The sequence below is a fragment of the Stenotrophomonas sp. GD03819 genome, assembly GCF_029841665.1.
Classification (GTDB): domain Bacteria; phylum Pseudomonadota; class Gammaproteobacteria; order Xanthomonadales; family Xanthomonadaceae; genus Stenotrophomonas; species Stenotrophomonas geniculata.
Map to the genome: position 1 here is coordinate 168,273 of NZ_JAOCEW010000004.1, position 26,069 is coordinate 194,341.

The 26,069-nt window shown below is 66.2% G+C and carries 19 protein-coding genes; 8 read left to right on the forward strand and 11 right to left on the reverse strand.

Annotation, left to right across the window (positions count from 1 at the left end; translation table 11 throughout):
- The first annotated feature begins 85 nt into the window (after window positions 1–85).
- Complete coding sequence (locus N5D45_RS04025; protein WP_010480403.1) at window positions 86–511, forward strand: hypothetical protein; 426 nt, start codon at window positions 86–88, stop codon at window positions 509–511.
- Window positions 512–581: 70 nt separating this feature from the next.
- Here N5D45_RS04025 and N5D45_RS04030 read toward each other — a convergent pair whose 3' ends face one another.
- Entirely contained in the window at window positions 582–2,009 is a 1,428-nt protein-coding gene (locus N5D45_RS04030; protein WP_279938480.1) for a class II fumarate hydratase, read from the reverse strand.
- A 291-nt stretch (window positions 2,010–2,300) separates the two neighbouring features.
- Between N5D45_RS04030 and purB the strand changes: the two genes are divergently transcribed.
- The 7 genes from purB to lpdA all read left to right on the forward strand — a co-directional run bounded on the left by purB (window position 2,301) and on the right by lpdA (window position 13,386).
- The gene (gene purB, locus N5D45_RS04035) at window positions 2,301–3,668 is read left to right on the forward strand and encodes an adenylosuccinate lyase (RefSeq protein WP_197656959.1); all 1,368 of its coding nucleotides are present in this window, start codon (window positions 2,301–2,303) and stop codon (window positions 3,666–3,668) included.
- Window positions 3,669–4,131: 463 nt separating this feature from the next.
- Entirely contained in the window at window positions 4,132–4,797 is a 666-nt protein-coding gene (locus tag N5D45_RS04040) for a T6SS immunity protein Tdi1 domain-containing protein (protein WP_057502521.1), read from the forward strand.
- 521 nt (window positions 4,798–5,318) lie between these two features.
- Window positions 5,319–6,734 (forward strand): cupin domain-containing protein, encoded by a 1,416-nt coding sequence (locus tag N5D45_RS04045; protein ID WP_197656608.1) that lies wholly within the window; start codon window positions 5,319–5,321, stop codon window positions 6,732–6,734.
- A gap of 9 nt (window positions 6,735–6,743) precedes the next feature.
- Window positions 6,744–7,640, forward strand: coding sequence for a GNAT family N-acetyltransferase (locus tag N5D45_RS04050; protein WP_057504171.1), 897 nt, complete (start codon window positions 6,744–6,746; stop codon window positions 7,638–7,640).
- Between the two features lie 186 nt (window positions 7,641–7,826).
- Window positions 7,827–10,658, forward strand: coding sequence for a 2-oxoglutarate dehydrogenase E1 component (locus tag N5D45_RS04055; protein ID WP_043401613.1), 2,832 nt, complete (start codon window positions 7,827–7,829; stop codon window positions 10,656–10,658).
- 40 nt (window positions 10,659–10,698) lie between these two features.
- Window positions 10,699–11,886 (forward strand): dihydrolipoyllysine-residue succinyltransferase, encoded by a 1,188-nt coding sequence (gene sucB / locus N5D45_RS04060; RefSeq protein WP_197656610.1) that lies wholly within the window; start codon window positions 10,699–10,701, stop codon window positions 11,884–11,886.
- A 63-nt stretch (window positions 11,887–11,949) separates the two neighbouring features.
- Complete coding sequence (gene lpdA / locus N5D45_RS04065) at window positions 11,950–13,386, forward strand: dihydrolipoyl dehydrogenase (protein ID WP_043401609.1); 1,437 nt, start codon at window positions 11,950–11,952, stop codon at window positions 13,384–13,386.
- A gap of 161 nt (window positions 13,387–13,547) precedes the next feature.
- Here the strand turns inward: lpdA and N5D45_RS04070 are convergent, their stop codons facing one another.
- The 10 genes from N5D45_RS04070 to N5D45_RS04115 form a co-directional block, all read right to left on the reverse strand.
- Window positions 13,548–13,805 carry a hypothetical protein gene (locus N5D45_RS04070; protein WP_032952780.1) on the reverse strand — a complete coding sequence of 86 codons (258 nt, stop codon included), beginning with the start codon at window positions 13,803–13,805 and terminating at the stop codon, window positions 13,548–13,550.
- Complete coding sequence (locus N5D45_RS04075) at window positions 13,802–14,014, reverse strand: hypothetical protein (RefSeq protein WP_279938481.1); 213 nt, start codon at window positions 14,012–14,014, stop codon at window positions 13,802–13,804. Before N5D45_RS04075 ends, N5D45_RS04070 begins: the two co-directional genes overlap by 4 nt.
- Window positions 14,015–14,188: 174 nt before the next feature.
- Window positions 14,189–15,781, reverse strand: a complete 1,593-nt coding sequence (locus tag N5D45_RS04080; protein WP_279938482.1) for an alkaline phosphatase D family protein — start codon at window positions 15,779–15,781, stop codon at window positions 14,189–14,191.
- Window positions 15,781–18,024, reverse strand: coding sequence for a TonB-dependent receptor (locus N5D45_RS04085; protein WP_279938483.1), 2,244 nt, complete (start codon window positions 18,022–18,024; stop codon window positions 15,781–15,783). Before N5D45_RS04085 ends, N5D45_RS04080 begins: the two co-directional genes overlap by 1 nt.
- Window positions 18,025–18,197: 173 nt before the next feature.
- Window positions 18,198–19,628 (reverse strand): replicative DNA helicase, encoded by a 1,431-nt coding sequence (locus tag N5D45_RS04090; RefSeq protein ID WP_010486827.1) that lies wholly within the window; start codon window positions 19,626–19,628, stop codon window positions 18,198–18,200.
- Window positions 19,629–19,840: 212 nt separating this feature from the next.
- Window positions 19,841–20,401 carry an NAD(P)H-dependent oxidoreductase gene (locus N5D45_RS04095; protein ID WP_057504167.1) on the reverse strand — a complete coding sequence of 187 codons (561 nt, stop codon included), beginning with the start codon at window positions 20,399–20,401 and terminating at the stop codon, window positions 19,841–19,843.
- Between the two features lie 66 nt (window positions 20,402–20,467).
- The gene (gene asnB, locus N5D45_RS04100; RefSeq protein ID WP_010486823.1) at window positions 20,468–22,411 is read right to left on the reverse strand and encodes an asparagine synthase (glutamine-hydrolyzing); all 1,944 of its coding nucleotides are present in this window, start codon (window positions 22,409–22,411) and stop codon (window positions 20,468–20,470) included.
- A gap of 3 nt (window positions 22,412–22,414) precedes the next feature.
- Window positions 22,415–24,694: a thiamine pyrophosphate-dependent enzyme gene (locus N5D45_RS04105; protein ID WP_197656614.1), complete on the reverse strand. Its 2,280-nt coding sequence runs from the start codon at window positions 24,692–24,694 to the stop codon at window positions 22,415–22,417.
- Between the two features lie 77 nt (window positions 24,695–24,771).
- Window positions 24,772–25,428, reverse strand: coding sequence for a glutathione S-transferase family protein (locus tag N5D45_RS04110; RefSeq protein WP_071306053.1), 657 nt, complete (start codon window positions 25,426–25,428; stop codon window positions 24,772–24,774).
- Between the two features lie 164 nt (window positions 25,429–25,592).
- Window positions 25,593–26,069 (reverse strand): GNAT family N-acetyltransferase (locus N5D45_RS04115; protein ID WP_279938484.1); only part of this gene is annotated, 477 nt, incomplete at its 5' end.

Here is a 26,069-nt window from a genome sequence, read left to right on the forward strand (position 1 = left end):
CCGGCCGGCAGCGGCGTCCGGCTGCCGGCCGTAGTGCGCCGTCCGGCTTACAATGGCGGCCCCGGACGCCCCCGAACCGAATGTCATGAAGAAGCTGTTTCTGCTGCTGACCGCCCTGCTCTGCCTCGGCCTGGTCGGCTGTGACCAGGAATACCGCAACCACCGTGCCGAGCGCGGCAAGCCCAAGATTTCCGTCAGCGAAGGCATGGTCACCGTGCGTCGCCCGCCAGCACCGAACATCATCATCCTCGCCGATGGCACGATGAAGATGGACGAGATCCAGATTCCGCTGGACGACGGACAGAAGCAGATGCTGCAGACCATGTTCGGCAAGCTGCAGGTGCTGCGCCAGAACACCCTGGTGGCCGCACCGGCCGATCCCAACATGCAGCCGGTGAAGATCCAGCCGCCCGAGGGCATGGAAGTGATTCCGACGGACCTGATCCAGCGCATCCCCGAGTTCAAGGATTACACCGACACCTTCGGCAACATCGTCGCCGACCGTCGCTGAAGAAAAACGCCGCCCGAGGGCGGCGTTCCTGCGTGTGGTGGGTGCGGACCTTGGTCCGCACGCCGTTCGATCAACCGCCGGCGCCACCACCACCGGCCTGGATACCACCGGCAGTCAGCGCGGTCGGATCCAGCAGGCGGCGCAGCTCGGCTTCGGCCAACCCGCTGTCCTCCAGTGCCACGTCCAGCACCGGGCGCTGTTCCTTGTAGGCACGCTTGGCAATCGCCGCAGCCTTCTCGTAGCCGATGATCGGATTCAGTGCGGTGACCAGGATCGGATTACGCGCCAGCGCCTCGGCCACGCGATCCTCACGCACCTTCAGCCCGGCGATCGCGCTGTCCGCCAACAGGGTCGACACGTTGGCGAGCAGGCCGATGCCATCGAGCAGGTTCACCGCGATCAGCGGCAGCGTGACGTTGAGCTGGAAGTTGCCGGTCTGGCCAGCCACGGTGATCGCGGTGTGGTGGCCGATGACCTGCGCACAGGCCATCACGGTCGCTTCCGGAATCACCGGATTGACCTTGCCCGGCATGATCGAGCTGCCCGGCTGCAGCGCCGGCAGTTCGATCTCGCCCAGACCGGCCAGCGGACCGGCGTTCATCCAGCGAAGGTCATTGGCGATCTTGATCAGCGCCACGGCCAGCGCATTGAGCTGGCCGGACAGCTCGACTGCATCGTCCTGCGCGGCCAGGCCTTCGAACTTGTTCTCGGCGCTGTCGAACTTGACACCGGTCTGCTGCTTCAGCGCCTTGGCCACTTGTGCACCAAAACGTGGGTCGGCGTTGATGCCGGTGCCGATGGCGGTGCCGCCCAGCGGCAGGCGACGCACGCGCTTCAGGCTGTCTTCGATGCGCTCCTGCGCCGAGGCCAGCTGTGCGGACCATGCGCCGAACTCCTGCTCGAAGGTGAGCGGCATCGCATCCATCAGGTGGGTACGGCCGGTCTTGACCACCTTGCGCAGGCTGCGGCCCTTCTTGTCCAGGGTCTTGCGCAGGTGCACCAGCGCCGGCAGCAGCTGCTCATGCGTCGCCAGTACCGCCGACACGCGCAGCGCGGTTGGAATCACGTCGTTGGAGCTCTGCCCCTGGTTGACGTGGTCATTGGGATGCACAGCGGCCTTGCCGGCCTTGCCGGCACGGTTGGCCAGGGTGGCGATGACCTCGTTGGCATTCATGTTCGAGGATGTACCCGAACCGGTCTGGTAGACGTCGATCGGGAAGTGCGCGTCCCAGTCGCCGGCAGCCACTTCGGCGGCGGCGGTCTGGATGGCCTTGGCCACATTCTTCGGCAGGTGGCCCAGCTCGGCGTTGACGCCCGCGGCGGCGCCCTTGACCAGGCCCAGGGCACGGATGAAACCGCGCGGCATGCGCTGGCCCGACACCGGGAAGTTCTGCACGGCACGCTGGGTCTGGGCGCCCCACAGGGCGTCCACAGGCACCTGCAGCTCGCCCATGCTGTCGTGTTCGATTCTGAAACCCTTGCTTGCAGCTTTGCTCATTGCATCAACTCCGCACTACTTCAGTTGGGGAAAGGGAAGCGGCGGCTGGCAGGGCGTCGCTTCCCGGGCTGGCGGCTGCGCCAACGATACTCCCTTGCCCGCAGCGTGGGATGACGAGCGCGGGCCAGATCGTTTCATCCGCAGGGCCGTGTTGTAGAACCGAACCTACGCTCGGCTGGCCCGTGGACGCTGATTACCCGGAGCAGCCGCGCGTGGGCTCGGCTCTACAGGGCACGCCTGCCCGGCACGTCGTAGAATATGGCCCCCGCCGCTCGTCCCAGCCCTGCCGACATGTCCGATTCCGCCCTGCTCGCCCTGTCCCCGCTCGATGGCCGCTATGCCGGCAAGGTCGATGCCCTGCGCCCGATCTTCTCCGAGTACGGCCTGATCAAGGCCCGCATCACGGTCGAAGTGGAGTGGCTGCTGGCCCTGGCCGCCGAGCCGGGCATCGTCGAGCTGGCCCCGTTCTCCGACGCCGCCGTCGCCCGCCTGCGCGCCCTGGCCGCCCGCTTCAGCCCGGCCCAGGCCACGCGCGTGAAGGAAATCGAGCGCACCACCAACCATGACGTCAAGGCGGTGGAGTACTTCATCAAGGAACAGCTGAAGGACGACACCGAGCTGGCACCGGCGCTGGAATTCGTGCATTTCGCCTGCACCAGCGAAGACATCAACAACCTCAGCTACGGCCTGATGCTGGAGCAGGCCCGCCGCGAGGTGCTGCTGCCGACCCTGGACGGCATCGCCAACAGCCTGCGCAGCCTGGCCCACGCCCAGGCCGGCCAGCCGATGCTGTCGCGCACCCACGGCCAGACCGCCTCGCCGACCACCCTGGGCAAGGAACTGGCCAACGTGGTCGCGCGCCTGGAGCGCCAGCGCAGGCAGATCGCTGCCGTCGAGCTGACCGGCAAGATCAACGGCGCAGTAGGCAACTACAACGCGCACGTGGCCAGCTACCCGGACGTGGACTGGCCGGCCTTCGCCGAGCGCTTCGTGACCGGCCTGGGCCTGGTGTTCAACCCGTACACCACGCAGATCGAGCCGCACGACAACATCGCCGAGATCGGCGATGCCGCACGCCGCGCCAACATCATCCTGATCGACCTGGCCCGTGACATCTGGGGCTACGTTTCGCTGGGCTACTTCAAGCAGCGCCTGAAGGAAGGCGAAGTCGGCTCGTCGACGATGCCGCACAAGGTCAACCCGATCGATTTCGAGAATGCGGAAGGCAACTTCGGCATCGCCAACGCGCTGTTCGAGCACTTCAGCGCGAAGCTGCCGATCAGCCGCTGGCAGCGTGACCTGACCGATTCCACCGTGCTGCGTGCACTGGGCACCGCGTTCGGCCACAGCCAGGTGGCACTGGACTCGCTGGCCAAGGGCCTGGGCAAGCTGGAAGTGAACCCGCAGCGGCTGGACGCGGATCTGGACGCGGCCTGGGAAGTGCTGGCCGAAGCCGTGCAGACGGTGATGCGCCGCCATGGCCTGCCGAATCCGTACGAGCAGCTGAAGGCGCTGACCCGTGGCCAGGGCATCACCGCCGAGTCGATGCGTGCGTTCGTGCAGGGGCTGGAACTGCCGACGGATGCGAAGCAGCGCCTGCTGGAGATGACCCCGGGCAGCTACACCGGTCTGGCGGAATCGCTGGCGAAGAAGATCTAAGGGGTTTCCTTTGCGGCGGCGGCCGCGGGCGCTGCCTGCGGCAGGCAACAGCAACGGCAACAGCAACGTCAAAGGCGGCTCTGGGTTATGTCGCGCTTGGCGGGGCGGGTTGGGTTCGCGGGGGACGCCGTGAATCCGTCCGTGGAGGCTTGGCAGCCGCATCCATGCGGCTGACACCCCCGCGACCCCATCCCGCCCCACCTCTGACAGTTGTCCGGTGACGGATCGAAGAGCGTTGGGTTGTCGGGACGGTATTTGAAAGAGGGACGCGGCTTCGCCGCGTCCCTTTTGTCGTTTCTGGCTCCCATCCTCATTTCATGCCGCACACCGGGACAAGGCAGGCCGGAGGGACCGTTTCTGAAAACGGGCCAACGTCGGTATTGCCTGATACGTTCGACCATCAACAAGTCCGGCAGATGACGTATTCGCGCCGCAGATTCGAAGGCCAAACTGCAGATCAGAAATGAGTAAACTAATTGACTACATCGTCAACGAGCATGGACACCCAAAGCTGTGTCGCTCGCTCACCCGCGACGAGTGGAATTCACTTCCAACATCCCTTCCTGATCAACTCCGCGAACTCTTCGCTAAGCTAGGCTTTTTCTTCACACTGCAAGGCCAGCTCCAGATATGCCACCCCAGGAGTTTCGAAGGCATTCTGGATGCAGTGTTCGACCGCGACGAGCAATTCAACAGTACGAATTGCCATGCGTTTTGCCATAGTGCGTTCGGCAATATTTTCTTCTATCACGAAGTCTTCGGCATCGGAGAGATAGAACTTATGCATGGCTCAGTGATGTGTGAGACATCTGCACGAGATACAGATGCCGGAATGCATCTTGAACATGCCATCGAGATCCCATTTATGCTCGACGCAGAGGATATCGATGCTTACGACAAAGATGACAGACGGCTATTCTCCAGAGCACGGAAGAAGCTTGGGCCCTTAGAGATCGGTGAATGCTATGGATTCCAGCCACTGCTTTCACTGGGTGGGGAGAACACCATCGAGAATCTGAAGAAGGTCGAGGCCATTGAGCATTTAGGGATCCTGTGCCAGACACAGGACTTCTCCTTATACGAGTATTCATCGTATGGAACCCGGGCGCTTGTCAGATCATTCAGTTGAAATCACACGGCGATCTTCAGATCGACAACTACAGATCTCCTCCGGGTCTTGATACTTCCAGGTAGTTTCTGCGACCTGTGTCTGATCCTGTAGCCCTAAGCCTACGCCGGGCTGCTTTTCGCAATGGCAAAAGCAGCCGAGCGTGGGCTCGGCTCTACACGAGCAAGCGCAGCGTGCGACCCGCTTTTGCCTTTGATTTTCCTCTTCCATTCCGTGGCGGGCCGCGCAGGAAATTGTCAGGGGCCGGGCGGGTGGGCTGCGCGGGGGTGTCCGCCGCATGGATGCGGCGGCCAAGCTTACAGGGACGTACTTGCAGCGTCCCCCGCGCAGCCCACCCGCCCGGCCAAACCCGGCTTTTGCTTTCAGCGACCAACCCAGACCCCGCCACGAGGGGCTCAGCCGTTGGCCGGACACCCCGCGACAAACCACCGCACGTGCGCAATCCCAACGAACGTCGGACAATGGAGACCTTGGCGGCCCGCCGCGCCGCCCCTCCCGCTTTCCGCTGCAAGGATTCCCCCATGGCCGCCCGCAAGTCCTCCGCCCCCCTCATCGAAGTCACCGCCCGTCCCGGCCAGCCGCTGGGCATGGCGCCGGCCACCTTCCTGCGCGATTTCTGGCAGAAGCGCCCGCTGCTGATCCGTAACGCCTTCCCGGACTTCCAGACCCCGGTGCAGCCGGAAGACCTGGCCGGGCTGGCCTGCGAGGAAGGTGTACTGGCGCGCCTGATCGAGCACGACAAGGCCCAGGACGGCTGGCGCGTGCGCACTGGCCCATTCCAGGAAGACGTGTTCCCCGCCCTGCCCGACCACGACTGGACCCTGCTGGTGCAGGACGTGGACAAGTGGGACCCGGACGTGCGCGCCCTGATCGAGCACTTCAGCTTCCTGCCGCGCTGGCGCATGGATGACGTGATGATCAGCTTCGCCGCTACCGGTGGCTCGGTCGGCGCCCACGTCGACCAGTACGACGTATTCCTGCTGCAGGCCCACGGCCACCGCCGCTGGCAGATCGATGCCAGCGAATCGATCAAGGGCAAGCAGCCGCCGCTGGGCTTCCGCCCGGACGTGGAACTGAAGCTGCTGAAGGTGTTCAAGCCGACCCACGACTGGGTGCTGGCACCAGGCGACATGCTGTATCTGCCGCCGAACGTGCCGCACCACGGCGTGGCCGAAGACCCCTGCCTGACCTTCTCGTTCGGCATGCGTGCGCCGTCTTCTGCCGAGCTGATCAGCGACTATCTGGACACCCTGATCGCCGATGCCGACGAGAACATCCGCTACCAGGATGCCGACCTGAAGGTGCCGGCCGACCCGAACGAAATCGACACAGTGGCGATGGCGCGGGTGATCACCGCGCTCAATGCCATCCGCATGAACGACCCGGACAAGCTGGGCGACTGGTTCGGCCGCTTCATCACCACCTACCGTGCAGCGGGCGAAGTGATGGCCCACCAGGCCGCACCGGCACCGGAGGAAGTGGCCCAGGCGCTGGCCTCGGGCCTGCTGCTGCAGCGCCACCCGTGGGCGCGACTGGCCTGGCGCCGGGCCAAGCGTGGCGCCAGCCTGTATGTCAGCGGCCAGGACTTCGCGTTGCCGGTGAAGGACGCACAGCGCCTGGCCGGTGCCGAGCAGCTCGACGCCACCGCCTATCGCGGCCTGTCCGACAAAGGCCGCGCGGTGGTCCAGCAGCTGCTGGTCGGTGGCGTGTTCCAGTTGATCGATCCGAACGAGGTGTATGACGCCGAAGACGAGGACGACGGCGAAGACGCCGTGGTGCTCGGCGAAGTGGTCGAAGGCCGTGACCGCGTGGATGCGATAGACGCCGATGCGGTGTCCGACGATGTCCACTCCGTGACCGTGCACGACGACGGCATCGAGGTCATCGTCAACTTCGACGACGACGAGGAAGACGACAGCGACGCCGGCCGCGTCTGAGTCGCCGCCATGGTTCGGGTCCAGCAGGTCAGCCACGCCGACGCCCACGTCGCCATCCACGACGTGCGCCAATGCGTGTTCGTGCAGGAACAGGGCATCGCCGCCGAACTGGAACGCGATGCGCTGGACCCGGTCAGTGCCCATGTGCTGGCGCTGGACAGTGAAAACCAGCCGGTCGGCACCGGCCGACTGGCCCCGGACGGCCGCATCGGCCGCATGGCGGTGCTGGCCAGCCATCGCAGCCAGGGGGTCGGCGAGGCCCTGCTGGAGGCACTGGTCGAGGCCGGGCGCCGCCTCGGCCTGGCCGAACTGCACCTGCACGCCCAGCTGCCCGCCCGTGACTTCTATGCCCGCCAGGGCTTCCTGCCCGAGGGCGAGGTGTTCGAGGAGGCCGGCATCGGCCACCAGCAGATGCGTCGCCGGCTGGGCGCGGCCAGCGCCATCGACGGCCGCGCCGAGGCGGTGGCGATCACCACCGCCATCATCCACCGCGCCCGCCGCCAGCTGTGGCTGCACAGCCGCCAGCTGGACCCCGGCCTGCTTGACACACCGCCGGTGCAGGCCGCCCTGCGCCGCTTCGTCACCGCCCGCCACGACAAGCAGCTGCGGGTGATCGTGCACGATGCGGCTGCCGTTGCCTCTGCCGGGGCACCGCTGCTGGCGTTGGCCCAGCGCCTGCCAAGCGTGATCCAGTTCCGCGAGGTCACCGACCCGGTCGACCGTGCGTTGGCCTCGGCCTGCCTGCTCAACGATGCGGGCGACTTCTACTTTCGTCTGATCGGGCATCGCCTCGACGGCGAGGCCGGCATCGCGCTGCCGGCACGTTCGCAGCCGTTCGAGCAGCAATTGCAGCGTGTCTGGGACCGTTCGCGCGATTGCAGCGAACTGCGCGCGCTCGGCATCTGAGCGCGGGCCACCGCGCCAACCTGTCTGGAAGCGGCACCGGGGGACGCGCGATGCCTCTGGTGGTGCCCCTTCGTGTCCGGTTGGGGGTACAATTTGGCTGTTTGAACGCGCCCGTGCATGGCTATTCATCTTCGTGCCGGGTCCTTCTGAAGCCATACCCCACAAAGCGAATCAGCACCCTCCATCGTGGACAATCAACTGAAGCAGTTTGCGCAATCTTCGCAACTCGCCGGCGGCAACGCCTCCTATGTCGAGGACCTGTACGAGCAGTACCTGGTCTCCCCGGATAGTGTCGATCCCAAATGGAAAACCTACTTCGACGGCTTCAAGGGCCGCGAAGCAGGTGACATCCCGCACTCGGCTGTCATCTCCCACATCGCGGACGCGGCCAAGGATGCGCTGAAAGCCGGCACCGGCAGCGGTGCGGGCGACGAGCGTGAGCGCAATGTCGGTCGCCTGATCACCGCCTACCGCTCGCGTGGTCACTTGGACGCGCGCCTTGATCCGCTGGGGCTGGCCGCACCGGTCAACACCCCGGACCTGGGCCTGCCGTTCCACAGCCTGTCCGATGCCGACCTCAACAGCGAGTTCAGCACCGGCGGCGTCGGCGGCCAGCCGCGCATGAAGCTGCGCGACCTGCTTGCACGCCTGAAGGCGACCTACACCGGCTCGATCGGTGCGGAGTTCATGCACATCTCCGAGGTCGAGCAGCGCCAGTGGATCTACAAGAAGCTGGAAGCGGCCGGTGGCAACTACCAGCTGGACGCTGACACCCAGCGCCGCACCCTGGAGCGCCTGACCGCGGCTGAAGGCCTGGAGCGCTACCTGCACACCAAGTACGTCGGCCAGAAGCGCTTCTCGCTGGAAGGCGGCGACTCGCTGATCCCGATGATGGACACCATCATCCGCAGCGCCGGCAAGGATGGCGTCAAGGACGTGGTGATCGGCATGGCCCACCGCGGCCGCCTGAACGTGCTGGTCAACACCTTGGGCAAGAACCCGCGCAAGCTGTTCGACGAGTTCGAAGGCAAGTTCGAGCACGACGAGCACGCCTCGGCCGGTGACGTGAAGTACCACATGGGCTTCTCGGCCGACGTCGCCACCGAAGGCGGCCCGGTGCACCTGGCGCTGGCGTTCAACCCGTCGCACCTGGAAATCGCCGACCCGGTCGTGGCCGGTTCCGTGCGTTCGCGCCAGGAGCGCCGCAAGGACACCGCCCGCAAGCAGGTCATGCCGATCCTGATCCACGGCGACGCGGCCTTCTCCGGCCAGGGCGTGGTCATGGAGCTGTTCCAGATGTCGCAGGCCCGCGGCTTCGCCGTCGGCGGCACCGTGCACATCGTGGTCAACAACCAGGTCGGCTTCACCACCTCCAACCCGCTGGATACGCGTTCCACGCGCTACGCCACCGACGTGGCGAAGATGATCGCCGCCCCGGTGCTGCACGTGAACGGCGATGATCCGGAAGCGGTGGTGTTCGCCGCGCAGCTGGCCTTCGAGTTCCGCCAGAAGTTCGCCAAGGACGTGGTCATCGACCTGATGTGCTACCGCCGCTGGGGCCACAACGAGGCCGACGAACCGGCGATCACCCAGCCGCTGATGTACCAGGTGATCCGCAAGCACGCCACCACCCGCGAGATGTACGCCGAGCAGTTGGAAAAGGCGGGCGTGATCGCCGCCGGCGCCGGCAAGGCGATGGTCGATGCCTACCGCGAGAAGCTGGACGCCGGTGAAGTGACCACCGAGCTGGCCAAGGTCGAGAAGACCCCGCCGACCAGCCCGCTGTTCGTCGATTGGCCGAAGCTGCTGGAAGGCAAGCTGTCCGATCCGATCTCGACCAAGGTCGAGAAGAACAAGCTGGTCGAGCTGGCCAAGCTGATCAACACCATTCCCGAAGACGTGCAGCTGCACTCGCGCGTGGCCAAGGTCTACGACGACCGCCGCAAGATGGCCGCCGGCGAGATCCCGGGCGACTGGGGCTTTGCCGAGAACCTGGCCTACGCCACCCTGCTCGATGAAGGCCATGCACTGCGCCTGGTCGGCCAGGACGTGGGCCGCGGTACGTTCACGCACCGCCACGCGATCCTGCACGACCAGAAGACCGACAACTACTACATGCCGCTGCGGCAGCTGGTGGATTCGCCGGAGAAGGCCACCGTCATCGATTCGCTGCTGAGCGAAGAAGCGGTGATGGCCTACGAGTACGGCTTCTCCACCACCGATCCGAACACGCTGTGCATCTGGGAAGGCCAGTTCGGCGACTTCGCCAACGGCGCCCAGGTGGTGATCGACCAGTTCATCGCCGCCGGTGAAGCCAAGTGGGGCCGTATTTCCGGCCTGACCCTGCTGCTGCCGCATGGCTATGAAGGGCAGGGCCCGGAACACAGCTCGGCGCGCCTGGAGCGCTTCCTGCAGCTGTGCGCGCTGGAGAACATGCTGGTTGTCGTGCCGTCGACCCCGGCGCAGGCCTTCCACATGCTGCGTCGCCAGCTGCACATGACCACCCGCAAGCCGCTGGTGGTGATGTCGCCGAAGTCACTGCTGCGCCACAAGCTGGCCGTGTCGACCCTGGACGAGCTGGCCAATGGCGAGTTCCAGCACCTGATCGGCGACGCCAGCGCGGACGCCAAGAAAGTCAAGCGCGTGGTGCTGTGCTCGGGCAAGGTCTACTACGACCTGCTGGAAGACCAGACCAAGCGTGGCCAGGACGACGTGGCGATCATCCGCGTGGAGCAGCTGTATCCGTTCCCACGTGCACTGCTGGCTGCCGAACTGAAGAAGTACGGCAAGGCCACCGACGTGGTGTGGACGCAGGAAGAACCGCAGAACCAGGGTGCGTGGTACCAGATCCGCCACCACCTGCAGTTCTGCCTGGCCGATGGCCAGAACCTGCACTACGCCGGTCGCGCACGTTCGGCTTCGCCGGCTGCCGGTCACATGGCTGACCACGTCCGCGAACAGCAGCAGCTGGTCGCCGACGCACTGGTCAACCCGTTCAACGACACGTTCGCTGAATAATCCTCCCCCTATTTAGAAGACAAACCAGGAAGCTCCCGCAATGGCCACCGAAGTCAAAGCCCCGGTACTGCCCGAATCCGTCGCCGACGGCACCATCGCCACCTGGCACAAGAAGGTGGGCGACGCCGTCAAGCGCGACGAAAACCTGCTTGACCTGGAAACCGACAAGGTCGTCCTGGAAGTGCCGTCGCCGGTCGACGGCGTGCTCAAGGAAATCAAGTTCAAGGAAGGCGATACCGTGACCTCCAGCCAGGTCGTGGCGATCATCGAAGAAGGCGCCGTGGCTGCTGCCCCGGCTCCGGCTGCTGAAGCCGCTCCGGCGGCCGCCGCTGCTCCGGCCGCAGCCGCCGCTCCGGCCCCGGCTGCCAAGTCGGCCGCCGACGCCCTGCCGCCGGGCGCCCGCTTCACCGCCATCACCGAAGGCGTGAACCCGGCCGACGTCGACGGCACCGGCCGTCGCGGCGCGGTGACCAAGGAAGACATCGTCAACTTCGCCCGCAACGGCGGCGCCGGCAAGGCCGGTGGCGCACGTCCGGAAGAACGCGTGCCGATGACCCGCATCCGCAAGCGCATCGCCGAGCGCCTGATGGAGTCGAAGAACTCCACCGCCATGCTGACCACCTTCAACGAAGTCGACCTGTCCAAGGTCTCGGCGGCGCGCAAGGAACTGCAGGACGAGTTCGTCAAGGCACACGGCATCAAGCTGGGCTTCATGAGCTTCTTCGTGAAGGCCGCGGCCAATGCCCTGCAGCGCTTCCCGCTGGTCAACGCCTCGATCGACGGCGACGACATCATCTATCACGGCTACTCGGACATCTCGATCGCCGTGTCGACCGAGAAGGGCCTGGTCACGCCGGTGCTGCGCAACGTCGAGCGCATGTCGTTCGCCGACATCGAGAAGACCATCGCCGACTACGCCAAGAAGGCCCGTGACGGCAAGCTGAGCCTGGAAGAACTGCAGGGCGGCACCTTCACCGTGACCAACGGCGGCACCTTCGGTTCGCTGCTGTCGACCCCGATCATCAACCCGCCGCAGAGCGCCATCCTGGGCATGCACGCCATCAAGGAGCGTCCGATCGCCCAGAACGGCCAGGTCGTGATCGCGCCGATGATGTACCTGGCGCTGTCGTACGACCACCGCATCATCGACGGCAAGGATTCGGTGCAGTTCCTGGTGGACATCAAGAACCAGCTGGAAAACCCGGGCCGCATGCTGTTCGGCCTGTAAGACACCTCCCGCCCCTCCGCGCCTGCGCGGAGGGGTTCTGGTAATGCATCAAGGAATAATTCAATGGCTGAACAATTCGACGTCGTCGTCATCGGTGCCGGCCCGGCCGGTTACCACGCTGCCATCCGCGCGGCCCAGCTGGGCCTGAAGACCGCCTGCATCGACGCAGCGCTGGGCAAGGACGGCAAGCCGGCCCTCGGCGGCACCTGCCTGCGCGTGGGCTGCATCCCGTCCAAGGCGCTGCTGGATTCCTCGCGCCAGTTCTGGAACATGGGCCACATCTTTGGCGACCACGGCATCAGCTTCAAGGATGCCAAGATCGACGTCGAGGCGATGATTGGCCGCAAGGACAAGATCGTCAAGCAGTTCACCGGCGGCATCGGCATGCTGTTCAAGGCCAACAAGGTCGCCGCCTATTATGGCTTCGGCGAGCTGCAGCCGGGCAACGTGGTCAAGGTCACCCAGCATGACGGTTCCATCGTCGAGCTGAAGGGTACCAACGTCATCATCGCGGCCGGTTCGGACTCGATCGAACTGCCGTTCGCCAAGTTCGACGGCGAGACCATCGTCGACAACGTCGGCGGCCTGGACTTCACCGAAGTGCCGAACCGCCTGGCGGTGATCGGCGCCGGCGTGATCGGCCTGGAACTGGGCAGCGTGTGGAAGCGCCTGGGCGCCGAAGTCACCATCCTGGAAGCACTGCCGGAGTTCCTGGCCGTGGCCGACGCCGAAGTGGCCAAGACCGCTGCCAAGGAATTCAAGAAGCAGGGCCTGGACATCCGCCTCGGTGCCAAGGTCTCCAAGACCGAGATCATCGGCAAGGGCAAGAAGAAGGAAGTCGTTGTCACCTACACCGACAGCGAAGGCGAAAAGACCCTGACCGTGGACAAGCTGCTGGTGGCCGTCGGCCGTCGCGCCGCCACCAAGGGCCTGCTGGCCGAAGGCACCGGCGTGAAGGTCAACGAGCGCGGCCAGATCGAAGTCGATGCGCACTGCCACACCGGCGTCAATGGCGTGTGGGCGGTCGGCGACTGCGTGCGCGGCCCGATGCTGGCGCACAAGGGCTTCGAGGAAGGCATCGCGGTGGCTGAGCTGATCGCCGGCCTGCCGGGCCACGTCAACTTCGACACCATCCCGTGGGTCATCTACACCGAGCCGGAACTGGCGTGGGTCGGCAAGACCGAGGCCCAGTTGAAGGCCGAGGGCATTCCGTACAAGGCCGGCAGCTTCCCGTTCGCCGCCAACGGCCGCGCCGTGGCGATGATCGAGCCGGCAGGCTTCGTGAAGATCCTGGCCCATGCCGAAACCGATCGCATCCTCGGCATGCACCTGGTCGGCGCCAACGTCTCCGAGCTGGTGCACGAAGGCGTGCTGACCATGGAGTTCAGCGGCTCGGCCGATGATCTGGCCCGCATCTGCCACGCCCACCCGTCGCTGTCGGAAGTGATCCACGACGCGGCGATGGCGGTCAGCAAGCGCGCCATCCACAAGGCGAACTGATCTGCATCATGGTAGGTGCCGACCGTTGGTCGGCACTCACCTGCAGAAGAAGAACCCCGCTTCGGCGGGGTTTTTTGTTGGCTGCCCTGGTGTAGAGCCGAGCCCACGCTCGGCTGCGCAATTGGTGGTCCGTGAAGGCCCAGCCGAGCATGGGCTCGGCGCTACACCTTTTCAGCTGGCTTCTTCGGCGGATCGTCACAGACCCTGTGCTGCACCACCGTCTCGCCAACCTTCCATTCCTTCGTGACCCGGCAGTGCGCCTTGGCCTCCGGCACCTTCGAAGCCGTCGCCCCCGCAGCATTCGCCTCGTCGGCACCGGCTGCCTGCTGGCGCTCCAGCCACGCCGATGGCGGCGCGGGCGGTGTGGCCAGCACCGGGCCTGACAACAGGACCAGGCCCATCAGCAACACGGCCCTCATGCCGCCACCGCCCGGCCGCCGAGCAACCGTGCCGGCAACATGAACAGCGCACGCAGGAACGCACACAGCGCCGAGAAGGTGATGCCGACCAGTCGGAACGGCAGGCTCAGCAGCCAGACGAACGGCCAGGCGATCAGGGCGAGGATCGCCAGCGGCCAGCACAGCACGAACAGCAGGCACCACACACCGAGCGCGAACAGGGTCTTCATCACGGTCTCCTTGTGGCGGCACCTTGCCGCCTGCGGACACCTTGGCGCCCTGCCCTTGCCACGCACAAACGGTTTGCGACGAAACCGGGCTGGGGGCGATGAAACCGGTCCACCGCCGTTGTAGAGCCGAGCCTGCGCTCGGCTTTCCAGAAGCAGCCGAGCGTGGGCTCGGCTCTACAGGAGCTGCACTGCGCCCGGGCGGCCGTGGGTCACCTGGAAGCGCGCCGCGGTGCGCACTGCGGCATCCGCACGCAGCACGCTGTCGGCGAAGCGCAGCTCCGCCTCAACGGTCTGCCGGTTCAGCTGCAGCTTCCACCAGCCACGGCGGTCGCCATCGAAATAGCGGATATGCGGGTTCCGCGGTATCGATGGCCCGTAATACGGACCATACGGCGTATCGTCGCCGCCGCTGCTGATCGCCGGGGCGATGAATTCGGTCGCCACGACCGGCGCACTGGCCGCGTCGAAATCCAGTTTCAGGTCGTTGACGAAGGTGGAATGCCAGTCACCGCCCAGCACGATGGCATTGCCCTGCCCGCCCGCCTGCATCGCCTGCAGCAGGCGGTTGCGAGCCGCCGGATAACCATCCCAGGCGTCGTTCCAGAAGCGCTCGCGCGGCGTGCCACCATCCAGCCGCAGCTGCGCCATCAGCAGCTGCTGCACCACCACGTTCCAGCGCGTGCCCTGCGCGGCGGCCATCGACTGCGCGAACCACGCCTCCTGGCCCGTGCCGAGCATGCTCATGCGCGGATCCAGCGCCGCCTCGCAGCGCGGTGACTCGCCCACACCGCAGGGATTGGCCGGGCGGAACTGGCGGCAGTCGAGCAGCGTCAGCTGTGCAAGATCGCCGTAACGCAGGCGCCGATGCACGCGCAGGCCACCGTTGCCCGCAGGCGTGCTGCGCATCGGCAGGTGCTCGTAGAACGCACGATACGCGGCCGCGCGGCGGATGATGAAATCCTCCATTGAGACGCCGGGCTTCTCCGGGTGGATGCCGGAGTAATCGTTCTGCACTTCGTGGTCATCCCAGATCACCGCGAACGCGTGTGCGGCGTGCGCGGCCTGCAGATCGGGATCGAGTTTGTACAGCGCGTACTGGTCACGGTAACGTTCCAGGCTCACCGTCTCGCCACTGAACCGCGCCGCATCCAGCGTGCTGCCACGCGCGTTCTGCAGCGGGCTGTATTCATACAGGTAGTCGCCGGCATGCAGCACCAAGTCGACATCACTCTGCGCGATGTCACGCAGCACCGGGTAGTAGCCGCTGTTCCACGCCTGGCAGGTACACAGCGCCAACCGCAACTGCTGCAACTGCGTGTCCAGCAGCGGCGCGGTGCGGAAGTGGCCGACCACGCTTTCCTCATCGCCGTCGCAGGCGAAACGATAGTAATAATCGCGGCCGGGACGCAGGCCGTTGACCTCCACATGTACCGAATGGGCCAGCTCCGGCACAGCCGCAGCAACGCCCCGCTGCACCAGCCGGCGCATGCCGGGGTCTTCGGCCACGAACCAGCGCACGGGCACCGCCCGCGACGGCATGCCGCCGCCGTTGAGCGGGTCCGGCGCGAGCCGCGTCCACAGCACTGCACCCTGCGGATCCGGATCACCGGCGGCGACACCGAGGGTGAACGGATCACGCCCCAGCCGCGGCCGTGGGCCGGCCGTGGCCAGCCCCGGCATCGCCGCCAGTGCGATCGCCGCCCCCGCGCCCTGCCACGCCATGCGCAACAGGCGACGACGGCTTTCCGGATCGACAGGCCCGCGCATCAGAAGTGCACGGTGGCGGTGGCCATCACCTGCCGCGGCGCGCCGACCTGCATGGTCGCCAGGCTGCGGGTCGGGTCGGCGGCGTAGGTGCCGTTGGTGTTGATCGAAGACAGGTAACGCTTGTCGGTCAGGTTGGTCAGGTTAAGCGCCACGGTCAGGTTCTGTGCCGGGCCGAGCGTGCCGAAGTCATAGGCCACCGACGCATTGACCAGCCAGTAGCTCGGCACCGACACATCGTTGGTATAGGTCACGTAACGCTTGCCGACATGGTTGGCGGCCAGTCGCAGGTCCCACGGGCCCGGGGTCCAGGCCAGGGTGCTGGCGAACATCCACTCCGGTGTGTCGACGGTCGTCTTGCCGCGGGTCGGCACCACGCCGTTGTTCACGTAGTCGTTGTCGTAGGTACTGTCATTCCACGACAGCGCATTGGACCAGGTCAGGTCCTGCATCGGCTTCAACTGCAGGGTCGCCTCGGCACCGCGGCTGGTCACCGAACCGACGTTGGAGAACAGCGCCGGGCAACCGAGGATGCCCACGCACTGCGCGATGGCCAGCAGGCGGTTGTCGAACTTCACGTCATACACCGCCACCGAGGCTTCATAGCCCTGGCCGTAGCCGCGCCAGCCCAGTTCGAGGGTGCGCGACTGTTCCGGCTTCAGGCTCTTCGCGCTGGCATCGAACGCGGCCTGCGGCACGTTGAACGGACTGCCCACGCCCAGTGCATAGGCCGCGATGTTCTTGGCGAACGAACCGAAGATCTCGTTGCCTTCGTTGAGCTTGAGGTTGAAGCCGGCCTGCGGCAGGAAGCCCTTCTTCGAGGTCAGGCTGCTGTTGTTGGCATAGCTGCCCAGCGGTGTGCGCACGCGGGTGCGGGTGTGCGGCGACTTCGCACCGATGTCGATGGTCAGACGGTCATCGAACAGGCGGAAACGGTCCTGCACATAGAACTGGCGGGTGATGGTGGTGTAGCGCTGGTGCCACACGCGCTGGTCCGGATTACGCAGGAAGAAATCGTCGGTGATCGGGCCGTCGATGTAATAGAAGTTGCGCTGCACGCTGTGGCCGTTGTCCTCGTACCACAGGCCCGCTTCCAGCTCGTGGCCCGCCACGTTCCAAGTGAACGCAGAGGTCACACCGGTGCGGTCGATCGCATACTCGGTGGTGCGGATCGAGATCGGGATCTCGCGGCTGGTACCCGGGTTGGACGGATTGGACGGGCTGAACCAGTGGCCCTGGCCACGGTTGCTGTGGTTGTAGACGTTGACCTTCAGGCGCATCGACTCGTTCAGGCCGAAATCGCCGGCGATGCTGGACAGGTCGTCATTGCGCAGGCCGTGGCCGGAGTAGTACGCATCCCACGGGCTGTTGACGCCGCCGCTGAACGTGCCGCGTGCAGCGGCCACGGCACGGTTCCAGTCCGGCGCGTAGTTGTCCCAGTCCCAGCCGAGACGATCGATCATCTCCAGCGACAGGTCCTGGTAATCGGCCTCGACGCGGCGCGAGGCGTTGAACAGCGCGGTAATCCTGCTGTCCGTTCCGAAGTTGTAGGTGGCCTTGCCGTTGAACTGCTTCAGCTCCTGCGAGCCTTTGCCCTTCCACTTGTCGCCTTCCGAGTATGCGCCGGACAGGTAGGCCGCAAAGCCCTGGTGCTCGCCGGTATCGAGGCGCGCATAGCTGCGGCGCGCGTTGTCGCTGCCAAAGCCCTGTGCCAGAACCACGCCATATTCGGTGGACGGATCGATCGAGTAGAACTGGAACACGCCGCCAAGGTTGCTGGTGGACGGCGTACCCAGCGCGCCAATGCCGGTGGAGACTTCGGCACCGCCCAGGTTCTCGCTGATCACCGCGCGGCTGATGTGCAGGCCGTTGCTGTTGCCGTAGGCCATGTTGCCCAGCGGGATGCCATCGAGGGTGTAGCCCAGGCGGTTCTGGTTGAAACCACGCAGGCTGATGCTGGTGGACCATTCGTAGGCGCCGGTGGCATCAGCCGATTCGAAGTGCACGCCCGGCTTGCTGGCCAGCAGCTTCAGCGGGTTGGCACCCGGCGGCAGGATCTTCATGTCCTCGGCGGTCACACGCTGCACCTGGCGGGCTTCGCCGCGGCCGATCACCGAGATCGAATCGAGGGTGGTGGCCGACGGTGTGTCGATGGCGGGGGCGGTTTCAGCGACAGCCAGCGACGGCAGCGAAGCACAGACCAGCAGGGCCAGCAGATTGCGGCGGAGCGGAGCGTGGGACGGCATGGGGGCGGATTCCTCGGGCACGCTGGACGCCGAAGGGCGGCGTCGAAGGGCAGCAGCGGCGGAATCGTAGAAGCGTCGCGTTACATGTCATTTACACGCCACATACGGACGTTTGGTGTTTCGAATGGTTTGCCGGCCAGGAGGAGATTGCCGGCCAGCGGCCGGCACGCCTGTTACTCGAACGAGCCGACCGAATCGTGGGCCAGGTTGTCGAAGCGGGTGTATTCGCCGAAGAACTTCAGCTTGCACGAACCGGTCGGGCCACCACGGTGCTTGCCGATGATGATCTCGGCCAGGCCCTTGTCCGGCGAATTCTCCTTGTTGTAGTAATCGTCGCGGTAGATGAAGACGATCATGTCCGCGTCCTGCTCGATTGCGCCCGATTCGCGAAGGTCGGCCATCACCGGGCGCTTGTCGGTACGTGTTTCCAGCGAGCGGTTGAGCTGCGACAGCGCGATCACCGGCACGTGCAGTTCCTTGGCCAGGCCCTTCAGCGAACGCGAGATCTCCGAGATTTCGGTCGCGCGGTTTTCGCTGTTGCCCGGCACGCTCATCAGCTGCAGGTAGTCGATCACCACCAGGCCCAGGTCGTGCTCGCGCTTGAGGCGGCGGCACTTGGAACGCAGCACTTCCGGCGACACGCCCGGCGTATCGTCGATGAAGATCTTGGTTTCCTTCAGCATCTTGATCGCACTGGTGACGCGGCTCCAGTCCTCGTCTTCCAGCTGGCCGGTACGCAGGCGCTGCGCGTTGATGCGGCCGTTGGAGGAAATCAGGCGCATCGCCAGCTGCGATGCCGACATTTCCATCGAGAACACCGCCACGCCCTTCTTCGATTTGATCGCCGCGTACTCGGCGATGTTCAGCGCAAAGGTGGTCTTGCCCATGGCCGGGCGCGCAGCCAGGATGATCAGGTCGGTCGGCTGCAGACCGGAGGTCATCGCATCGAAATCGTTGTAGCCGGTCGGCAGACCGGTGATGTTGCCGCCGTTCTCGAAGCGGCTGCGCAGCTCTTCGAAGGCATCCTTCAGTGCACCGGGCATCGCCACGAAATCGGTACGGCCGCGTGCGCCCTGTTCGGCGATGGCGAACACGCTCTTTTCCGCCGATGCCAGCAGCTCGCTGCTCTCACGGCCCTCAGGCTGGAAACCATCGTTGACGATGTCGGTGCCCACCTGGATCAGCTGCCGCAGCACCGCCTTGTCACGCACGATCTCGGCGTAGGCCACGATGTTGGCCGCCGACGGCGTGGTACTGGCCAGCTCGATCAGATAGGCACCATCGCCCACCAGTTCCATCTTGCCCTGTGATTCGAACCACTCGCCCAGGGTCACCGCATCGAACGGCCGCTCGCGCTCGGACAGCTCACGGATCGCGCGGTAGATCATCTGGTGGTCGCGGCGGTAGAAATCGCCTTCGGTCAGCTGGTCATTGACCCGGTCATAGGCCTCCGGGGCCAGCATCAGGCCACCCAGCACCGCCTGCTCGGCTTCCACCGAATGGGGCGGTACCCGCAACTGGTCGATGCGCGATTCGTCGCGATCGCGATCGAAGCCATCACCGCGCTCTCTGCGGTTGGAACGGAAGCCGGGGCGAGCGGACATGCTGCGGTGTTTCCTGCAAAAGTGGGCCGGACGAGTGTAGGCATGCGCCGACCCCGGCGGCCATGGACAAGCCTGTGGATAAGCCGTGGAGAAACGGGGGATATCCGCCGGTGCCTGGCCAGATTGGCGTGGGGGCGTCGCACTGCCTGCGACGGGCGCCGTTGCGGCACCCGAGCGGGCATTATCGCAGATGGGGGTGGCAACCGCTGGCGTCAATCGCCCTTGACGTGAACCGCGATCAGCGCCAGGAACCGGTCCACATAGCCCTGCAGGAACTTCTGCGTGCCTTCGTTGTGGACCGTGCCGTCGGCATCGATCAGGCCGTCCTTGAAATGGATGAACGCCTCGGGTTGGCCGAGCACGTGCATGTCCAGGAAGGCCAGGCTGTTGCGAAGGTGCTGCTGGGCCACGGCGGTGCCGATCTGGCCGATGGAGGCGCCGATCACCGCCGCCGGCTTGCCGGAAAACGCGCTGTCGCCATACGGGCGGGAGCCGATATCGATGGCGTTCTTCAGTACGCCGGGCACGGACCGGTTGTATTCAGGGGTCACGAACAGCACCGCGTCAGCGGCACGCACCTGATCCTTCAGCCGGGTGCCCTGCGGCGGGTACTGGCCATCGAAATCCTGGTCGTAGAGCGGGAGATCGCCGATCTGCACGTACTGGAAGCGCGCGCGGTTGCCAGCGATCTTCTCCAGCGCATGGGCCAGCCTGCGGTTGCAGGACTCCTTGCGCAGGCTGCCGACGAACACGGCGATGGTGGGGACGGACATAGGGACATACTCCTCACGGTGCGGGAGGCCCAGCCTAGACGCCGGGCCCGTGCCGTCCGGTGAAGATCAGCCGCCGGTCACGCCGGCCCGCACCTGCCGCCAATGCGCCTGCCAAGCCTGGAACATCAGCACGTTCCACAGGTGGGTATGCCACTTGCGCTGGCCGCCCAGGAACTGCTGCCACAGCGGCTGCACCGCCGCCGCCGACAACACGCCTTCGCGCTCCAGGCGAGCCGGCTGCAGCAGGTCTTCGGCCCACGGCCGCAGGTCGCCCTTCAGCCAGTCGCTGACCGGCGCACCGAACCCGCGCTTGGGCCGGTGCACCATCGACTGCGGCACGTAGCGGCCAAGAACGCGCTTGAGCAGCACCTTGCTGGTGGTTTCGCTGCGCTTGAAGCCCAGCGGCAGCGACCAGGCGAACTCGGCAACGCGCCAGTCCAGCAGCGGCGCGCGTGCCTCCAGGCTGACTGCCATCGAGGTGCGGTCGACCTTGCACAGCAGGTCATCCGGCAGGTAGGTCACGTAATCGGCCAGCATCATCGCGTCGGCCGGTGTGCCGGCGCCGTGCAACGGATCGGCCAGGTCGTAGAAGCTGCCGGCAGCCTGCGCGCCCGGCACTGCCGCCGTCGGGTCGCGCCAGCGCGAAATCCGGTTGCGGTACACGTCACCGATGCCACGCGCGCCGGACTCGGCCAACAGCGCGGCCAGGCCGCCGGTACGCGAGGCCTCGCCCTGCTGCTGGGAGCGCGCGCCCATCCAACGCCGCAGCGGCCCTGGCACGCGGCCCAGCATCTGCCAGTTGCGCAGCGCGCGCACATAGCGGGTATAGCCGAAGAACAGCTCGTCACCACCATCGCCGGACAGCGCGACGGTTACGCCCTGCCGCGCCAGGCGGGCGACCAGCGCGGTCGGCACCTGCGAGGCATCAGCGAAGGGTTCGTCGAACATTGCCGGCAACTGCGGCACCACCGCCAGTGCATCGGCACCGCTGACGTAGAGTTCGGTGTGGTCACAGCCCAGATGCGCGGCCAGTTCCTTGGCCAGCGGCGCCTCGTCGTGGCCCGAACCAGTGAAGCCGATACTGAAGCTGTGCACCGGCTGACCGCTCTGTGCCTGCATCAGCGCGGCCACCAGCGATGAATCGGTGCCGCCGGACAGGAACACCCCCACCGGCACGTCGGCCACCATGCGCAGCGCCACTGCGTCGCGCAGCAGCCCGTCCAGCTGTTCCTCGGCCTCTTCGATGCGGCCCTGGAACGGCGCGGCCAGCGCCGCCTGCATGCGTGCCCGCGCATCCCAGTACGGACGCTGCGCCTGTTCCGGGCGATGCGCCGATGCACCCGCCGCGACGGCTTCGGCATCCAGGCGCAGCACGCGGCCCGGCATCAGCTTGTAGCAGCGCTGGTGGATGCTGTGCGGGGCCGGAATGTAGTCCAACCGCAGCAACAGGGTCAGTGCGTCGCGGTCGATGTCGTTGTCGAACGCCGGGTGCTGCCACAGCGCCTTCAGTTCGGAACCGAACACCAGGGTGTCACCGGCCCAGCCGTAGTACAGCGGCTTCTTGCCAACACGATCGCGGGCCAGCCACAGGCACTGCTGCTGGCGGTCCCACAGCGCGATGGCGAACATGCCGTTGCAGCGCTGCAGGGTGTCCTCGATGCCCCATTGCAGGATCGCTGCCAGCAGCACCTCGGTGTCGGAGTGACCACGGAAGGCATGCCCCAGCGGCTCCAGTTCGGCACGCAGGGCGGCAAAGTTGTAGACCTCGCCGTTGTAGGCCATCACGTAGCGACCATCGGACGAGGCCATCGGCTGGTGGCCCAGCGGCGACAGGTCGAGAATGCTCAGCCGACGGTGCGCCAGCGCGATGCCTGCCCCGGCATCGGCCCAGCTGCCGCCATCATCCGGCCCGCGGTGGTGCAGCGCCTCGCCCATGGCCAGGACCTGCGCCTGCAGCACCTCGGCCGACGCCACAGGCGCCGGCAACAACATTCCCGCCAATCCACACATGCATCAAGGTTCCTGCGCCAGTTCAAGGGCGGCGCCAATCACCGCATTGTCGCTTGGAAGCCCGAACATTGCTGCCCCCGCCAGCGGGGTATAGGTATCGGCACCGCAGACCCGGCGCAGCGGCAGGTGGCCGAAACCGGCCTCGACCAGTGCGGTCACCACGCCCTCGCCCACCCCGCCACTGTGGCGGCCCTCGTCCAGCACCAGCACCCGCCGTGCACTGGCCGCCTGGCTGGCGATGAAGCCCGCATCCAGTGGCACCAGCCAGCGCAGGTCGACCACCCGAACCTGCCAGCCCAGCTGCTGCTCGATCGCCCGCGCCGCGCGCAGCGCCATCGGCACGCCGTTGCCATAGGTGTAGACCACCAGGTCGCCTGCCTCCGGCGCATAGACCCGCCCCTCGCCCGGTACCAGCGCCTGGCCCTGGGCCGGGTAGTCGAACAGCCACTGGCCATCGCCCGGCTCATGCAGGTCCTTGCTCATGTACAGCGCGATCGGCTCCAGGAACACCGCCACACGCCCATCCACCCGGGCCAGCGCCGCCAGCGTGCGCAGCATCATCACCGCATCGTCGCCACGCGACGGGCAACCGACTATCAGGCCGGGAATGTCGCGCAGCGCCGTGATTGAATTGTCGTTGTGGAAGTGGCCACCGAAGCCCTTCTGGTAGCCCAGCCCGGCCACCCGCACCAGCATCGGATTGCGGTACTGGTCATTGGAGAAGAACTGCAACGAACACGCTTCGCCGCGCACCTGGTCGATGGCGTTGTGCAGGTAGGCCAGGTACTGGATCTCCGGAATCGGCAGCATGCCCATGTTGGCCAGGCCCTGCGCCATGCCCAGGATCATGGTCTCGTCCAGCAGGGTGTTGAACACCCGGCGTGGGCCGAAGCGGCGCAGCAGATCCTTGGTGACGGTGTAGACACCGCCCTTCTGCGCGACGTCCTCGCCGAACAACAGGCTCTGCGGATACTTCGCCAGCAGTTCCTGCAGGCCGTGGTTGATCTGGATGGCGAGGTGCCGTGGCGCCTGCCGCTCAGGCAGGGTCTCCGCACCGCCATACAGCGCTTCGCGCATCTCGGCGGGCACCTCGCGCCGCGCTTCAGCCTGCACCGCCGATGGTGTGTACGGCGCCAGTGGCGCCATCACTTCCTGCAGCGACTGCAGCGTCGGGTGGCCTTCGGCGTCGGCGGCCGCCGCCATGCAGCGCGCGCGCATCGTTTCGTAGGCCACTTCGATGGCGGCTGCATCCATCCAGCCCGATTCCATCGCGATCTGCGCCGAGCGCAGCAGCGGATCCTGCGCCTCGGCCGCGCACAGCTCCGGCAGCGCGCGCCATTCCACTTCAAAGTCGGTGCCGGCATGGCCCATCAGGCGCGTGGTACGCAGATGCAGGAAGGTCGGCCGCCGCGTGCGCCGGCAATGTTCCACCGCGGCCTGCACCTGGGCGTGCCCGGTGGCCAGGTCCAGGCCATCGGCGAAGAAATAGTCGAGCCCCGGCTGCCGGCTGAAGCGCTCGGTAATCCAGCCGTCCGGTGTCTTCACCGAAATGCCCAGCCCGTTGTCCTCGCAGACGAACAGGATCGGCGCCGGCAGCTTCTGGTAGGCCGACCACATCGCGGTATTGAACGCGGTCTGCGCGGTGGCATGGTTGGCCGAGGCATCCCCGAACGAGCACAGCACGATGCTATCGGTGGGAACCGGCAGCGCCTGCCCCAACCGCTTGCCGCTCTCGATGGCCAGCGCGGTGCCCAGCGCCTTCGGCAGGTGCGAAGCAATCGTCGAGGTCTGCGGAAGCACCCACAATGGCTTGCTGCCCCACACCTTGTGGCGGCCACCGCTGGCCGGATCATCCGCGCTGGCGGCGAAGGACAGAGCGGCATCGCGCAGCGGGTCGATACCCGGCACCTGGCGTGAACGCTCGGCCATGAAGGCACCGGAGCGATAGTGCAGGAAGGCGGGATCGGTATGCCGGCAGGCCCGCGCCAGCAGCGCATTGCCTTCATGGCCGGAGGAACCGATGGTGTAGAAGACCTTGTTCTGCACGCGCAGCACGCGTGCCATCAGGTCCAGCTGACGGCTGGCCAGCTGCGAATCGAACAGTTCACCGAAGGCCGCAGCGCTGAGCGTGCTGCCCGGCAGGATCGGCGCATCCGGCGCCGGGCGCTGGCGCGGGGTGCCGCGCCAGCCACGCACCGCATCGAGGAAGTTGACGTCGCACACTTCGGCGCGGTTGAGCACGCGCATGCGTGCGGGAATTGGATCTGGAACCACAGCGAACATCGAACACCCTCCGTGTCGTTGTTGCATTCCGCCGGGCATGGCCCGGCGCTACCCTGTGGGGGTTACCTTGGTGAGAGTCACGCGGCCTCGAATCGCGAGCGCACTTCGGCGGTCACCGCCGGCATCGGCAGGAAGCGCGGCTGCTCACGCACGCGCTGCAGCCAGGCGCGAACTTCCGGGAACGGCTCCAGGCTGATACCGCCCTCGCCCGCCACATCGGTATAGGCAAACAGGGCGATATCGGCGATGCCGTATCCGCTGCCGGTGAACCATTGCGCCTGGCGCAGGTGCTGCTCCATCACCGCCAGCGCGGTGGCGGCGCGTTCATGCAGGCGCGGCAGTTCGGCGCGGCGCGGCGAATCGGGGGCGGTCCAGCCGCGGATGAAGCGCGCCACTGCCACGCACGGCTCGTGCGTGTACTGCTCGAAGAACATCCAGCTCAACGCCTGCGCGCGCTCCCAGCCATCGGTGGGCAGGTACGGCGTGCCTTCGGCCAGCCAGAACAGGATCGCGTTGGATTCGGTCAACACGCGGCCATCGTCGCGGACGATGAGCGGCACCTTGGCGTTCGGGTTGAGCGCCAGGAATTCGGGGGTATGCGTCTGGCCGTGGGCGCTGTCCACCTCCACCCAGCGGTAACGGCTGCCGAGCTGCTCCAGCAGCAGGCGGACCTTGTGGCAATTGCCCGAGACCGACATGCCGTGCACCGTCAGCGGGACGCGCGCTTCCACCATTGCCTGCTCCATCACATCCGGCCGGCGGCCGGCTGCGTGCAGTCTGGCAAGCGCGCCGGTGAATGCCAAGCGCGGGTGCAGCATGCGGACAATCTGTAGAGCCGAGCCCATGCTCGGCTGCATTTGGCGAACGGCAGCCGAGCGTGGGCTCGGCTCTACAACCGTCAACGGCGCTGCCGCCACTGCTCGCGCGACTGGCCCCAGATCTGCATCGGCTTGTCGTTGTACGGCGCTGGCAGCTCCCCCATGCGCAGCATCGTGCTGCCGAGCTTGCGCGCGACCGCCCGCGAGTTGTCGTTGTTCTCGGCGATGGTGTGGATCACCTCATCCCACCCGAGCGTGTCGAACGCCCAGTCGATCGCGGCGACCGCAGCTTCCGGCGCATAGCCCCTGCCCCAGCTGGCATGGCGGATGCCCCAGCCGACCTCGGTACCGGGCCAGTCCTGCGGTTGCCAGGGACCCATGCGCCCGATCCAGTCACCGCTGGATTTCTCGATCACGCTGAACATCGAGAAGCCGAACAGCTGCCAGGCGCCGGCCAGGCTGCAGAAGCCGCGCCAGGCCACCGAAGGCGGCTGCACGCCACCGAGGGTGCGCATCGTTTCCTCGTCGGCGCAGAACGCCAGGTAGGGTTCGTAGTC

Bases quoted from the DNA above. Each gene is read 5' to 3' on its own strand.
- purB (WP_197656959.1), top strand. From the start codon at position 2,301: ATGTCCGATTCCGCCCTGCTCGCCCTGTCCCCGCTCGATGGCCGCTAT.
- N5D45_RS04025 (WP_010480403.1), top strand. From the start codon at position 86: ATGAAGAAGCTGTTTCTGCTGCTGACCGCCCTGCTCTGCCTCGGCCTG.
- N5D45_RS04080 (WP_279938482.1), bottom strand. From the start codon at position 15,781: ATGCGCGGGCCTGTCGATCCGGAAAGCCGTCGTCGCCTGTTGCGCATG.
- N5D45_RS04090 (WP_010486827.1), bottom strand. From the start codon at position 19,628: ATGTCCGCTCGCCCCGGCTTCCGTTCCAACCGCAGAGAGCGCGGTGAT.
- N5D45_RS04040 (WP_057502521.1), top strand. From the start codon at position 4,132: ATGAGTAAACTAATTGACTACATCGTCAACGAGCATGGACACCCAAAG.
- N5D45_RS04095 (WP_057504167.1), bottom strand. From the start codon at position 20,401: ATGTCCGTCCCCACCATCGCCGTGTTCGTCGGCAGCCTGCGCAAGGAG.
- N5D45_RS04050 (WP_057504171.1), top strand. From the start codon at position 6,744: ATGGTTCGGGTCCAGCAGGTCAGCCACGCCGACGCCCACGTCGCCATC.
- N5D45_RS04045 (WP_197656608.1), top strand. From the start codon at position 5,319: ATGGCCGCCCGCAAGTCCTCCGCCCCCCTCATCGAAGTCACCGCCCGT.
- N5D45_RS04105 (WP_197656614.1), bottom strand. From the start codon at position 24,694: ATGTTCGCTGTGGTTCCAGATCCAATTCCCGCACGCATGCGCGTGCTC.
- asnB (WP_010486823.1), bottom strand. From the start codon at position 22,411: ATGTGTGGATTGGCGGGAATGTTGTTGCCGGCGCCTGTGGCGTCGGCC.
- N5D45_RS04085 (WP_279938483.1), bottom strand. From the start codon at position 18,024: ATGCCGTCCCACGCTCCGCTCCGCCGCAATCTGCTGGCCCTGCTGGTC.
- N5D45_RS04030 (WP_279938480.1), bottom strand. From the start codon at position 2,009: ATGAGCAAAGCTGCAAGCAAGGGTTTCAGAATCGAACACGACAGCATG.
- N5D45_RS04110 (WP_071306053.1), bottom strand. From the start codon at position 25,428: ATGGTGGAAGCGCGCGTCCCGCTGACGGTGCACGGCATGTCGGTCTCG.
- N5D45_RS04075 (WP_279938481.1), bottom strand. From the start codon at position 14,014: ATGAAGACCCTGTTCGCGCTCGGTGTGTGGTGCCTGCTGTTCGTGCTG.
- lpdA (WP_043401609.1), top strand. From the start codon at position 11,950: ATGGCTGAACAATTCGACGTCGTCGTCATCGGTGCCGGCCCGGCCGGT.
- N5D45_RS04070 (WP_032952780.1), bottom strand. From the start codon at position 13,805: ATGAGGGCCGTGTTGCTGATGGGCCTGGTCCTGTTGTCAGGCCCGGTG.
- sucB (WP_197656610.1), top strand. From the start codon at position 10,699: ATGGCCACCGAAGTCAAAGCCCCGGTACTGCCCGAATCCGTCGCCGAC.